The following is a 13593-nucleotide window of genomic DNA, read 5'->3' as shown; positions in this document are numbered from 1 at the left end:
TGTCCGGACACGTTCACGGAGAGGCGACCAGGTGGCTGAAGACCTACGGGACAAGCTCGGCGCGCAACACCTGCCGCTGCGCGATCAGGTCCTCGGCGCGCTGCGGACCGCCATCATCGACGGCGACTACCTGCCCGGGGAACGGCTGACCGAGGACCGGCTCGCCGAGGACTTCGGCGTCTCCCGCAACCCCGTCCGGGAGGCGCTGCGCGTCGCCGAGGCGGAGGGGTTCGTCGTGATCCTCCCCCGTCGGGGAGCGGTGGTCGCCTCACCGAGCAGCGGGACCATCACCGACATGTTCGCCGTGCGCGAGCGCCTGGAGACGCTGGCCGCCCGGCTGGCCGCCGAGCGGGCCACTGCTGCCGACGTGGCGTCCCTGCGTGCCCTGCTCGACCAGGGCCGCGAGGCGACACAGCGCCACGACCTGGCCCGGGTCGCCGAACTGAACAGCACGCTGCACCTGCGCATCCTCCAGATCAGCGGAAACCCCTGGCTGTCGTCGATCGCCAAGTCGCTCTACCTCCATGTCCAGTGGGTCTTCCGGCTCGGGGCGGCCGAACGCGCGCCACACTCCTGGGCCGAGCACATCCAACTCGTCGACGCCATCGAGTCGGGCGACGGTGACCGCGCCGAGCGGGCCGCGCTCGACCACCTCGGCGCGGCTTCCGCCGCGGCGTACGAGAACGCCGAAGGCGGCTACGGCACCCGCTGACGGGCGTGCGGCTGCGGCACCCACTACCGGCCGCACGCGTAGCCCTGCATCCCCCGGGGGTTCGCACCGGCCGCCAGCACTCCCGTCGCCGGGTCACGGGTCACCGCGCAGAGCCGACCGAGGCTCCACCCGTCGGTGACCCGCACCTCGTGCCCGTACGCCCGCAGGGCCGCCAGCACGCCCTCGTCGAGCCGTTCCTCCACCACCAGGACACCGGGCTCCATGTCGCGGGGATAGAACGACCCCGGCAGGCTGACCGTGTGCCACGCCGGCGCGTCGATGGCCTCCTGAAGGCTCTGCCCACCGACGAGGTGCCGCAGCAGGAACGGCAACTGCCACTGGTCCTGCTGGTCGCCACCGGGGGTGCCGCAGGCCAGCACCGGCTCGCCGTCGCGGTGCACCATCGTCGGGCTCAACGTCGTACGCGGGCGGCGGCCCGGTGCCAGCGACGAGGCGAGCCCCTCCTCCAGCCAGAACATCTGCAACCTGCTGCCCAGCGGAAAGCCCAGCTCCGGAATCGTCGGAGAACTCTGCAACCAGCCACCGCTGGGCGTCGCGGAGATCATGTTGCCCCAGCGGTCGACCACGTCCACGTGACACGTGTCGCCCCGGGTCACCCCGTCCGACTGCACCGTCGGCTCTCCCGTTGTGGCATCCGTCGGCCCGGTACGCCGCCCGGCACCCTGTCGGACGTGCGCCGGCAGGCGCGGCTGCGCCCCATCCGGACGCCCCGGCCGCAACTCCGCCGACGCGCGTTCGCCGATCAGGGCGGCCCGCTCCCGCGCGTACTGCGGCGAGAGCAGCGCCTTGGCGGGCACGTCGGCCCCGTCGCCGTACCAGGCCTCCCGGTCGGCGAAGGCGAGCTTGAGCGCCTCGACCTGGGCGTGGATGCCCGCCGCGGTCGTCGGGTCGTACGCGCCCGGGTCGTCGAGGGCATCCAGGGTGGCCAGTGACTCCAGCAGCACCGGGCCCTGGCCCCAGAAACCGGTCTTCGCCACCGAGTAGCCGTGCCAGTCAAGGGTGGCTGGCGGCTCCCAGCTCGCCGAGTACGCGGCCAGGTCGTCGCCGGTCACCAGCCCGGCGTGCGGGCGGCCGCTGGAGTCCTGGAACGGTAGCCGGCTGAACGCGTCGATCGCCTCGGCGACGAAACCCGTGCTCCAGGCCCGACGTGCGGCTTCGATCTGGGCCTCCCGATCGACGCCGGCCGCCCGTCCCGCCTCGACGAGTCGGCGCAGGGTGTCCGCGTACGCCGGGTTGGTGACCAACTCCCCCGCGGCCGGTGGCCGGCCGCCGCGCAGCCAGAGCGCTGCCGAGGTGGGCCAGTGTTCCTCGAACAACGACCGGACGGCCGCCACCGTGTCACCGACCCGGCCCACCAACGGGTGCCCGGCGCCGGCGTAGCCGATCGCCGGCTCCAACACCTCAGCGAGGGTGAGCGTGCCGTGCTCGCGCAGCAGCAGGAGCCAGGCGTCCACCGCGCCGGGTACGGCCGCCGCGAGCGGCCCGGCGCCCGGGATGAGGTCCATCCCGAGGGACCGGAAGTGCGCGATGGTGGCGCCGGCCGGTGCCGGTCCCTGCCCGCACAGCACCTTCGGTCGGGGATCCCGTGCGGTGGCCACGATGGCCGGCACCTCGCCGCCCGGCCCGTTCAGGTGCGGCTCGACGACGTGCAGGACGAAACCGGCGGTGACAGCGGCGTCGAAGGCGTTGCCCCCGCGCTCCAGGATGCCCATCGCCGACTGGCTGGCGAGCCAGTGGGTGGAGGACACCATGCCGAAGGTGCCCTGCAACGTGGGTCGGGTGGTGAACGTCATGACAACACCTCACTGGGATCTGCGGTACGAACGTCGGGACCGGTGCCGTCCGACCGGACCAGGTGGCACGCGGCCATCCCGTCGGCGATGGCGGTCTGCGCCGGCACCTCCGTCGCGCACCTGTCGAAGGCGAGCGGGCACCGGGTCCGGAACCGGCAGCCGGACGGCGGGTCGAGCGCGGACGGCAGGTCGTCGCCGAGCAGCACCGGCTGACGGAGGCGCTGACGCACCGGGTCGGCCACCGGCGCGGCGGAGAGCAGTGCCTGCGTGTACGGGTGGGCGGGCCGGGCGAAGATCCGCTCGCGGCTGCCGGTCTCGACGAGTTGACCCAGGTACATGACAGCGATGTCGTCGGCCAGGTACTCGACGGCGGAGAGGTCGTGGGTGATGAAGAGACAGGCGAACCCGATGTCGCGTTGCAGGTCGGCGAGGAGATTGAGCACCGACGCCTGCACTGACACGTCGAGTGCGCTGGTGGGTTCGTCAGCGATGAGCAGCATGGGCTCGGAGATCAGGGCCCGCGCGATGCTGACCCGTTGGCGTTGCCCGCCGGACAACTCGTGGGGGTAGCGACGGGCCACCTCGGCGCGCAGGCCCACCCGTTCGAGTTGGGGGGCGACGCGGGCGTCCCGCTCGCGCCGGGAGATCCGCTTGCCGGCCAGCCGCAGCGGTTCGGCCACGATCTCGCCCACCAGCATGCGCGGGTCCAGTGACGCGGCCGGGTCCTGGAAGACGATCGACACCGCGCCGCGATGGGGACGCAGTCGCCGTCGGGAGAGGTGGGTGACGTCGGTGCCAGCGATCCGGACAGTTCCCGCTGTCGGTTCGACGAGCCGCACCACGCATCGGCCCACTGTGGACTTCCCGGAACCGCTCTCCCCCACCAGGGCCGTGACCCGGCCCCGCGGGATGGTCAGGGACACCCCGTCCACGGCACGCACCGGGCCGAAGTGCATCACCAGGTCCGCGATCTCCAGGGCGTTCGGCTGCGGCGTCATCGGTTCGCCTCCTGAGCTGCCGTCGGTGCTGTGCTGCAGGGGTGCCAACAGGCAGCGACGTGGTCGGTGCCACCGACATCCTCCAACGGCGGGGCTGCCGCCCGGCACTGCTCGTCGGCGGCCGGGCACCGGTCCGCGAAGGTGCAGGCGTCGGGTTGGCTGGCCAGGACGGGCACCAGCCCGGGGATCTCGGTCAACCGGTCGGTGCCGGCGTGCCTGCCCGGCTGCGGTGACGCCGACAGGAGCCCGGCCGTGTACCGGTGCCGTGGGTGGGCGAACAGGTCGTCCACCGGCGCCCGTTCCACCACCCGGCCCGCGTACATGACGACGACGCGGTCCGCGATGTCGGCGATCACGCCGAGGTCGTGGGTGATGATGAGGACGCTCGTGCCGAGCCGGTCGCGCAGGTCCCGCAGCACCTGGAGGATGCCGGCCTGGACGGTGACGTCCAGCGCGGTGGTCGGCTCGTCGGCCACGAGCACCTTCGGACCGCAGGCCACCGCCATCGCGATCATCACGCGCTGCCGCATGCCGCCGGAGAGTTGGTGCGGATAGTTGTCGACCCGCTGGGCGGCGGACGGGATCCCGACGAGCGTCAACAGCTCGACGGCGCGGGCCCGCGCCGCCCGCCGGGACATCCGTTCGTGGACCTGGAGCACCTCGCCGATCTGCCGTCCGACGGTGAGGACCGGGTTCAACGACGTCATCGGTTCCTGGAAGATGTAGGCGATCTCCCGGCCCCGGACCCGCCGCAGGGCCGACTCACGGGCCCCGACCAACTGGGTGCCGTCCAGGCGCACCGATCCGGTGACCCGGGCGCTGCCCGGGAGCAGCCCGGCGAGACTCATCGCGGTGACGCTCTTTCCGCACCCCGACTCGCCCACCATCCCGACGATCTCTCCGGCTGCGAGGTCCAGGCTGACTCCGTCGACCGCCGAGACGGTGCCGGTCTCGGTCGGAAACGACACCGACAGGTCGCGGATCTCCAGCACGGGCGCGGAGGCGGTGGTCATCGCCGGTCTCCCTTCGGGTCGAGGGCGTCGCGCAGGGCGTCACCGAAGACGTTGAACGCCAGCGCCAGACCCATGATCACCACGCCGGGGAAGACGGCGGCCCACGGTGCGCGGGCGGCGAACTGCTGGGCGGTCGCCAGCATGGTGCCGAGGCTGGGCGCCGGGGGCTGGATGCCGAGACCGAGGAAGGACAGCACCGCCTCGCCGAGGATCGCGGCCGGGATGGCGACAGTGGCCTGCACCAGGATCACCGAGGTCGCGTTCGGCAGGATGTGCCGGGCAAGCACCCACAGGTCACTCGCGCCGTCCACGACCGCCGCCGCGACGAAGTCCAGCGACTTGAGGCGCAGCGTGTCCGAGCGGACGACCCTGATCACCCCGGGGATCTGGGCGATGCCGATGGCCACCGCGGCGTTGCCGAGACTCGCGCCCCGGATGGCGGCCAACCCCACCGCCATGATCAGAAACGGAAACGCCAGCAGCAGGTCGGTGAAGCGCGAGATCACCGCGTCCCAGGCCCGGAAGTAGCCGGCCGCCAGCCCGAGCGGCACCCCGATCACCAGCGACGTGGCCACCGCCAGGAGTCCGACCTGCAACGACGCCCGAGCGCCGAGCATGATGCGGGAGAGGACGTCCCGGCCGAGGTCGTCGGTGCCCAGCAGGTGCCCGGCGGTGCCGGGAGGTGCGAACGTACGGGCGAAGTCGGTCTGGTCGACCGAATAGGGCGCGAGCCAGGGCGACAGCAGCGCTATGACACCCGCCAGCGCGAGGACGACGAAGCTCACCACGGCGAGCGGGTTGCGCCGCAGCCGCCGCAACACCCGGGTACGCCGGGTGATATCGGCGGTGCCGGTATCCGCCATCGGTACGGTGAGGACGGTCATACCGGATCTCCCGTCACCCGGATGCGTGGATCGATGACCGAGTAGAGCAGGTCCACGAAGAAGTTGATCACGATGTAGGCCGCCGCGGTGAGCAGGACGACGGCCTGGATGACCGGGTAGTCCCGTTGGAACACCGCGTCGATGGTCATCTTCCCGAAGCCCGGCAGCCCGAAGATCTGTTCGGTGACGACAGCGCCCGAGATCAGCCCGCCGAGTTGGAGACCCACTACGGTCACCACCACGATGAGGCTGTTCCGCAGGGCGTGCCGGGTGATGACGGCGCGCGGTCGCAGGCCCTTCGCCTTCGCCGTGCGTACGTAGTCGGAGGAGAGCGAGTCCAGCATCGCCGACCGGGTCTGCCGCATGATGATGGCGGCCAGGCCGGTGCCGAGGATCACGGCCGGCAGGACGATGTGGTGCAGGTTGTCCACCGGGTCCTCCAGGATCGGCACGAAGCCGGAGGCGGGGAAGAGCCCGGTCGCCACGGACAGGTAGAGGATCGCCAGCAGCCCCAGCCAGAAGTGCGGCACCGACAGCCCGATCAGGGCCAGGCCGTTGGCGAGCCACTCCGCCGGACGTCCACGACGGACCGCCGCCAGCACCCCGGCGCCGACGCCGAGCGCCGCCGCGATGAGGATCGCCAGGACGGACAACTCGACGGTCACCGGCAGGGCGGTCGTGAGCATCGACGAGACCGGTGTGCCGGTGCGGATGGACACCCCGAAGTCGCCCTGCGCCATGCGCTCCACGTACTGGGCGAACTGCACCGGCAGCGGCTGGTCCAGCCCGTAGTGCCGCCGGATGGCCTCCAGCGCCTCCGGCGACCGGTCCTCCCCGGCCAGGGCGAGGGCCGGGTCGCCGGGCAGCGCCCGTACGCCGACGAAGACCACGATCGTCGACAACAGCAGGGTCAGCGCCGACTGCCAGGCACGGGTGAGCAGATATCGGGCCACGACTGCCTACTTGCCGAAGCCGGCGAAGGCCGCCCGGATCACGCCGTCCGGGTAGACCTGGAGGCCCTGGATCTGCTTGCTGACGGCGGTCAGGTTGCGCTGCCGGTAGAGGTAGATCAGGGCGTCGTCCTGCTGGAGGAGCGTGACCGCCTGCCCGTACAGCTTTCTGCGCTCCTCGACGTCACCGGCCTGGCGGGCCTGGGTCAGCACTGTGTCGAGCTGCGGGTTGCTGTAGCCGGCGACGTTCTGGCTCGCGCCGGTGCCGACGAAGTTCGTGATGTTGGCGTCCGGGTCGATCCGGCCGCTCCACCCCAGTTGCAGCAGCTCGAAGTTGCCGCGGTCCTGCTCGTCGAGGAGCGACGAGTACTCCACCGGGTTGATCTTCAGGTCGAATCCGCCGTCCTTGACCATGGACTGCAACGCCTGCGCGAGGCGCAGCGTGTCGGGGGTGTTCGAGGCGAGCATCGTCACCGTGTACGGCGTCTGCACGCCGGCCTCGGCCAGCAACTGCTTGGCCTTCGCGGGGTCGTGCGCCGGGCAGGTCTGCGCCTCCGGGGACGAGAACGTGCTCGCCGGCGAGATCGGCGAGCAGGCGGCGGCGTGCAGACCGTTGAAGACCGCGTCGACAAGGGCCTTGCGGTCGATGGCGTGTTCGAAGGCCTGCCGCACCTTGGCGTTCTGGGCGAGGGGGCGGTTGATGGGCTTGGCTGTGGTGCCGACGCCGTCGACGTTGCCGACGTTGATGGTCAGGCCCTGGTAGCCGAGTGACTGCGACTGGAGGACGGAGACCGCCGCGTCCTGCCGGAGGGAGGCGACGTCCTGGGTGGAGACCGAGTCGGCGACCTGCGCGTCGCCGGAGCGCAGGTTGGCGGCGCGGATGCTGGCATCGGTGAGGATCCGCCACGAGATGCCGTCCAGGTGCACCTTGCTCGCGTCGTAGTAGTTGGGGTCCCGCACCACCTCGATGGAGTTCTGCGGCACCCGCTTCGCGAACTTGAAGGGGCCGACGCAGACCGGCGCCGAGGCGAAGTCGTCGCCCTTGGTGCGCAGCGCCTGCGCACTCATGATCATGCCGGCCCGGTCGGCGAGGGCCCCGAGCAGCGGTGCGAACGGCTGCTTCAGCCGCAGGACCACTGTCTGCGCATCCGGGGTGTCGACGCCGTCGATGGGTCCGAGTTCGCTCTTGCGCGCCGATCGTGCGTTGGTGAGGTGGCGTTGCAGGGTGGCCTTCACCGCGGCCGAGTCGAACGCCGTGCCGTCCGCGAAGCGCACGCCGGGCCGCAGCGGAATGGTCACCGTCCGGCCGTCGCCGCTCGTGGTGGGCAGGGCCGTGGCGAGCTGCGGTACGACCTGCGCCTGCTCGTTGACGTCATAGAGCTTCTGGCACATGGCCTGGAAGACGTAGCGGGAGTAGAGACTTCTCGACAGCGTCGGGTCCAGCGCGTCGGGCTCGGCGGAGAGGGCGATGACCAGCTTGCCGCCCTGCTTCACGGCGGCGGGGTCGGCTGGCGTACCGAAGGAATCCTGGCCTGCCGACTGGTCGCCGCCGGACGGGTCGCCGCCTTCGTCGTTCGACACCGGTGAGCAGGCGACGACGGTACAGACGACGACGGCCGCCGCCACGGCGGCCCGGAGCACCCGGCTGCGGGGCAGGTTCGTGTCGCGGACGGAGAGGTTCGTCATGGAGAGCTCCTCAAGTGGGCGATTCGGGGAGCGTATGTTGTATACGATGACTGCCGCAAGACCTCAGTGAATGGCCCGCCAGGCACCCCGGGTGCCCCTGAAAAGGCCCCGCCGGTGATCAGCTAGCGGGCCGTGTCCGGCCGCCCCGAACCAGGCTGAGCAGGACGACCAGAGCGAGCACCGCCACCACCGCGCTGAAGACCTCACCGGCCGGGCGCAGACCGACCGTCTGGATCAGCAGACCGACCCCGACCGCTGGCACACCGAGCATGGCGAACAGGATGGCGAAGAAGGTCGACACCGCCTCGGCCCGGTGCTGCGGTTCGGTCTTCATCGTGATCGTCGCGATGCCGTCGCCGACCGCCACACCCGACGCGACACCGATGATCGCCGCGCTGACGATGAGCGTCGCCAGCAACGCCATCCACATGCTGAACGCGAGCAGGCCCGCCCCCACGACCAGGCCGGCGCAGGCGCTGGCCAGCGCGGCACGCGAGGACAGCACGCGGGTCAGCAGCTGACCGAACGCCGCGCCGGTGAACGCCACGAAGACCACCAGCGCGGCAAGGGTGTGCGAGGTCTCGTGCAGGACCATGCCGAGGAACAGCCCACTCACCGACGTGAGCACTCCGAGGGCGGCGAAGCCCGCGCCGGCGGTGAGCGCCGAGCGGACGAAGGCCCCGCGGATGGTCGCCGGCACGTGCAACCGCTGCACCCGCAGGGTCACCGGCGACCGTTCCCGGACCGTCTCCGGCACCCCGCGCAGCGCGATGATCGCGATCACCGCCAGGATCAGCACGATCACCCAGGGCAGCCGGAGCGGATCAGGTGCCACGTCCGACACGATCCCGGACAACAGGGTGCCGGCGGCCAGGCCGCCCAGGTTCGCGAAGATCGACACGGTGGCGGCCCGCTTCGGGTGCCGAGGGTCGATCAGCTCCGCCAACGCCGCAGTCGCGGCACCGATGATCAGCGCGGCGGACAGCCCGGCGAGGATCCGACCCACGATGATCATCGCCAGGTCCACAGCGGCCAGGAACACGGCGTCGGCGGCGACCGAGAGCAGCAGCGCGATGAGGATGACCGGGCGTCGGCCGATCTGGTCGGAGAGCCGACCGAAGACCAGCAACCCGACGACGACTCCCAGCGCATACAGCGCGTAGACCACCGTCACTGTCAACGACGAGAAGCCGAACTCCAGCTCGTAGAGCGGGTAGAGCGGCGTCGGCACGGTGGTGCCCACGAGCGTGATCCAGAACGCGAACGCGACCCGTACCGCGCCGGACGTGGAACCGGACCGTGTCACACGTACAGCATGAATCTCGGTCCCACGCCGAGGTGCGGTAACGGATCTAAACGCCCGCATCAGGTGGCAGCGCACGGGTCCACGGTGGGAGGCGAAGCAGCACGCCGCCGCCTCCCACCGCGTACTCCTAGGAGTTGTACGCCTGCGCGGTCACCGTCACCTGGCGGGCGAGGCCCGACCGGGCCGGCCAGGAGACCCGCACCTCGCGACTCTCCCCCGGCAGGAGCCAGAAGTAGTTGTCGTCGTAGCGGGCCGGCAGGACCCGCTTACCGCGCTGGTCGCGCACGGCGAGCCGCACCAACGCGGCGACAGTACGGCCCTGGTTGCGGACCGTCGTGGTAACGGTGTTGCGTCCGTCCACGACGCGTACGGTGCTCGACGACGTCGACAGTCGGGTGCTCGGCACGTCGTTGAGCGCCCGCAACTGCTCGGCCTTGTCGTAGCGCCAGTAGGTGTTCTCCGTGAGCAGCCGGTCGCGGCTGTCCCGAAGCTCCAGTCGTACCAGGTGCAGCCCGCCGCCGTCCGGCGCGGCGAGTGGAAAGGCCGCCGTGGTGGCCGAGCGGGCCACGTCCACCCGCTGACGCTGGGCCGAGCCCAGCGACCGGCCGTTCAGGTCGTACCGTCGGGCGCTCACGGTGACCCCGCTCAACGGCGCGGCGGTGTGGTTGACCACCCGGACCTGCCAGGTGCCCGGGTCGGCCTGGACGTGCACCGGCTCGCACCCCTTTCGGGCGCCGTAGTAGGCGCCGTTCACGTCGAGGTCGTAGTCGTAGGTCTGCCAGACCGTGCTGTGCCACGCCGGGTGCGACATCCACAGCAGCAGACCGGTGGCGTCCTGCCACAGGTTGGCGTTCCACGCCTCGAACATGGCGCGGTGGCTCTCGTAGTTGACGAACTGTGCCCGGGTGGCGAACTCGTCGAGCGAGTCGGACTCCCCGAGCCGCGCGTCGATCGCCGCCTGGTACGTGCCGACGCGCTGGTTACCGATTGTCGACCAGTCGTGGTAGTTCCACACCTCACCGATCGGCCACTCCGGCGCGTCCCCGACGAGGTTGCGCATGCTTTCGGTCACCGACACCACCGGCATGCCGATCTCGGTGTGGAAGCCGAACGAGTCCGCCTCGTAGATCGTCTTGTCGGTGTAGGTCGTCGGGTCGACCCAGCCGTACGGCCCACGCCCGCTCACGATGCCGCTGGCGGAGTTGGGGATGTAGAGGATCTCCGGGTGCTCGGTGGCGACGGCCTGATTGAGCCCGGCGTCGACGATCGGCGGCGGGTCCCCCTCGTTCGCGCCGCACCAGACGACGATGCTCGGGTGGTGGCGGAACCGCCGGATGGTGTCGGCGGCGATGTCGACGTAGCCGGGCGGGTTGGGCAGGAACGCCCCGGCCTGCCAGAAGTCGTTCCACACCAGGATGCCCTGCTCGTCGCAGGCCTGGTAGAGCTCCTCCCGGTTGCTACTGCCGAGCCAGTTGCGGATCATCGTGAAGTTCATGTCGCGGTGCATCTCGACCGTGTCGGCCAGCCGGTCGGGCAGCACCCGACGCAGCAGTTCGTCCCAGCCCCAGTTGCCGCCCCGGGCGAACACCGGCACACCGTTCACAGTGATCTTCAGCTCGGTGATCTTGTTGCTGACCGCCTTGACGTCGGTCCAGCGCTGCCCGTCGTCGGAGACCTGAATGACGAAGTCGCGGGCGTACGCCTGCTCCCAGACGATTGTCACCTGGTCGAAGCTGACCGGAGCGCCGAGGTCCACCTGGATCCACTGGTTGTCCTCGAAGGTCGACGACCACCGGGTGCGGGGGTTGCCGTCGACGGCCCGGTCGGGGCCGTTCGAGTCGCCGTCGGACGACGACGCGGTGGCGGTCCGACGCAGGGCCAGGTCGACGTCCGGCTCGGCCTGCCGCTGCACCGAGAGCGCCCACATGGACACGCCCCACGAGGTCACCCGCGCGCCGGTCTGGATGCGCAGGTGCTGCGCGGTCTGGCTCGCGAACGTCTCGACCTGGGTGGCGCGGCTGCCCAGCGGGGTGTCGTTACTGACCGACGTCACGTCGTTCCAGGCGTCCCCGTCGGCGGAGACCTGCACGCGGTAGTCCAGCGCGTACGCCTGCTCCCACACGATGGTGACCCGGTCGAAGTCCACAGCCGCGCCGAGGTCGACCTGGATCCACTGGTTGTCCTCGGCCTGCGAGGCCCAGCGGGTCGCCGCGTCGCCGTCGACGGCCTTGCCGGGCCCGTTGCCGTCGTTCTCCGAGGACGACGCGCTGGCGTCGCGGCGCAGGGCGAGATCCGGGCCGGTGCCGTCGGCCACCGACAACGAGAACATCGAGATGCCCCAACCGGTGGCACGCTGGCCGGCCTGGATACGCACGTGCCGGGCGTGCTGCCTGTCGAACGTGACCGTCTGGGTCGCCGCGCCGTCCACGAACTCCAGCGCGGGCTTGCCGGGCGGCGAGATGACGACCGGCTGGTGCCAGTCGTAGGCGAACTCGCGGACACCGAAGCGGAGCGCACGCCGGTCGCTGACCGCGCGCTTGACGGTGGCGGTGAGCGTGAGGTCGTACAGGTGGGGGTCGCCGTAGCCGTTGGGCCACCAGAGCCGGGGGTTGCGCAGCCGCAGCGCGCGGAAACGCTCCGGCGCGAAGGTGACTGTGGTGCTCCCGCCGGCGGGGACGGTCACTGTCGACTCGACGCGTACCTTGTCGAACTCCGCGCGGACGGTGACGGTGGTCGCGCTGGTCGCCGCGTTGCGGACCGGCACCCGGATGGTGACCTCGGCGGTGTCGGTGCCGGGCAGGTCGGGCAGGGTGGTCTGCACGTGCGGGTCGCCGATGACCACGGCGCCGGTGCTGCGCAGGCGGACGTGGTCCCAGAGGCCGGTGACCCGGTCGCGGACGGCCGGCATCCAGTCCCACCCGGACACCGCCAGGTAGGTCGGCGCGTCAAGGTAGTGGTGGGCCGACTGGAGGAAGGTACGGCCGTCGGGGCCCTTGTCGCCGGGGGTGCCCGGGTGCGGCATCGGGGTGACCCGGACGGCGAGGACGTGCTCGCCACGGTGACCGGCCAACGCGTCGGTGATGTCGAAGGCAGCCCGTGCGAACGGGTGATTGACGCTGCCGACCTGCACCCCGTTGACCCAGGCGGTCGCCTCGTGGTTGATCCCGTCGAACTCCAGCCAGATCCGTCGGCCGGCCGAGGTGTCCAGGTCGCGCGGCAGCCGCAGCGCGCGCCGGTACCACCAGGTGTGCCGGGACAGCGCCTCCGGGATGCGCATGTTGTTGAAGCCGGCCACCGGGTCGGGCAGGTGTCCCTGCTCCACCAGAGTGCCCAGCACGGTGCCGGGTACCGTCGCCGGCAGCCAGGACCGGACGTCGACGCCGGCACGGGAGAGTTCGGCGCCGTCGGTGGTGCCAGCGAAGTCGTCCATCGTCAGCGACCAGCCCGACTCCAGCGGCACCGTGCCGTCGGCGGCGACCCGCAGCTCGGGGGCCGGGCCGGTGTTGCCGCCCTCCCAACTGGTCCAGCCCTCGGCCTTCGGCCGGCCGGCTAGCGGTACGCCGTAGACCTGGAAGCCGTTGAGGCCCACCGGGTTGCTGTTCGAGCGCTTCGTGGCGGTCATCCGGATCCACCGGGCGGTGACCGGCTCGGGCAGCTTGATGGTCTGTGCGCCGCCCTGGCCCTCGCCGGTCTCGTACACCGACCGCCAGGCACGGCCGTCGGTGGAGACCTCGATCCGGTACGCCGTCGCGGCGCTGGAGAGGATCTCGTCACCGTCGGTGTCGGTGTAGTTGCCGTCGAACGGCCCGTCGGTGAGCGTGGCCTCGAAGACCAGGGAGACGGCCTCGATCCGGCACGGCGCCTGGAGGTCCACCGAGATCCACTGTGGATCACCCTTGGCGGCGCGCCATCCACTCCCCCGGACGCCGACCTGCGGCAGACCGTCCACGGCGAAGGTGGCCGGCGTCGGCGCGTAGTCGGTCGAGGAGACCGTCACCGGGCGGTACCGGGCCAGGTCGGTGGCGGTCGGGTTGGCGGTCGGCGTCGGCCCGGCGGCGGACGCGTGGGCGTCCGGGAGGGCCGCGGTCACCCCGACCGACGCCAGCAGCGTCGCGCCGGCGGAGAGGAAGGTACGCCGGGAAATCGGCGATGGCTCGGACATCTTGCCTCCAGACATGACAACGTTGTCAGATGGCGGGGGTCTGTGACAACGTTGTCAGATGGTGGCCC

General features: G+C 71.2%; 9 protein-coding genes. 1 reads left to right on the top strand and 8 read right to left on the bottom strand.

Features of this window, described 5'->3' with window-relative positions:
* Positions 1–31: 31 nt before the first annotated feature.
* A complete protein-coding gene (locus tag AB0C19_RS05715; protein WP_357179957.1) occupies positions 32–712 on the top strand; it encodes a GntR family transcriptional regulator in 681 nt (226 codons plus the stop codon).
* Between the two features lie 23 nt (positions 713–735).
* On the opposite strand, the gene AB0C19_RS05710 is transcribed toward AB0C19_RS05715, so the two are convergent.
* The 8 genes from AB0C19_RS05710 to AB0C19_RS05675 form a co-directional block, all read right to left on the bottom strand.
* Positions 736–2526, bottom strand: a complete 1791-nt coding sequence (locus AB0C19_RS05710) for a gamma-glutamyltransferase family protein (protein WP_357179954.1) — start codon at positions 2524–2526, stop codon at positions 736–738.
* Complete coding sequence (locus AB0C19_RS05705) at positions 2523–3524, bottom strand: oligopeptide/dipeptide ABC transporter ATP-binding protein (RefSeq protein WP_357179951.1); 1002 nt, start codon at positions 3522–3524, stop codon at positions 2523–2525. The genes AB0C19_RS05710 and AB0C19_RS05705 overlap by 4 nt, the downstream gene beginning before the upstream one ends.
* Positions 3521–4537 (bottom strand): ABC transporter ATP-binding protein, encoded by a 1017-nt coding sequence (locus AB0C19_RS05700; RefSeq protein WP_357179948.1) that lies wholly within the window; start codon positions 4535–4537, stop codon positions 3521–3523. Before AB0C19_RS05700 ends, AB0C19_RS05705 begins: the two co-directional genes overlap by 4 nt.
* Positions 4534–5421 carry an ABC transporter permease gene (locus tag AB0C19_RS05695; protein ID WP_357179946.1) on the bottom strand — a complete coding sequence of 296 codons (888 nt, stop codon included), beginning with the start codon at positions 5419–5421 and terminating at the stop codon, positions 4534–4536. Before AB0C19_RS05695 ends, AB0C19_RS05700 begins: the two co-directional genes overlap by 4 nt.
* Complete coding sequence (locus AB0C19_RS05690) at positions 5418–6374, bottom strand: ABC transporter permease (protein WP_357179942.1); 957 nt, start codon at positions 6372–6374, stop codon at positions 5418–5420. The genes AB0C19_RS05695 and AB0C19_RS05690 overlap by 4 nt, the downstream gene beginning before the upstream one ends.
* Before the next feature lie 6 nt (positions 6375–6380).
* Positions 6381–8057 carry an ABC transporter substrate-binding protein gene (locus tag AB0C19_RS05685; protein ID WP_357179939.1) on the bottom strand — a complete coding sequence of 559 codons (1677 nt, stop codon included), beginning with the start codon at positions 8055–8057 and terminating at the stop codon, positions 6381–6383.
* A 118-nt stretch (positions 8058–8175) separates the two neighbouring features.
* Entirely contained in the window at positions 8176–9363 is a 1188-nt protein-coding gene (locus AB0C19_RS05680; RefSeq protein WP_357179935.1) for an MFS transporter, read from the bottom strand.
* Between the two features lie 127 nt (positions 9364–9490).
* Positions 9491–13525 carry a discoidin domain-containing protein gene (locus tag AB0C19_RS05675; protein ID WP_357179932.1) on the bottom strand — a complete coding sequence of 1345 codons (4035 nt, stop codon included), beginning with the start codon at positions 13523–13525 and terminating at the stop codon, positions 9491–9493.
* Between the last annotated feature and the right edge of the window lie 68 nt (positions 13526–13593).

It is taken from the genome of Micromonospora sp. NPDC048842, assembly GCF_040649935.1.
Taxonomy (GTDB): domain Bacteria; phylum Actinomycetota; class Actinomycetes; order Mycobacteriales; family Micromonosporaceae; genus Micromonospora; species Micromonospora hortensis.
Note: the sequence above shows the minus strand (reverse complement) of the source record. Positions and strands in the feature narration are given on the sequence as shown.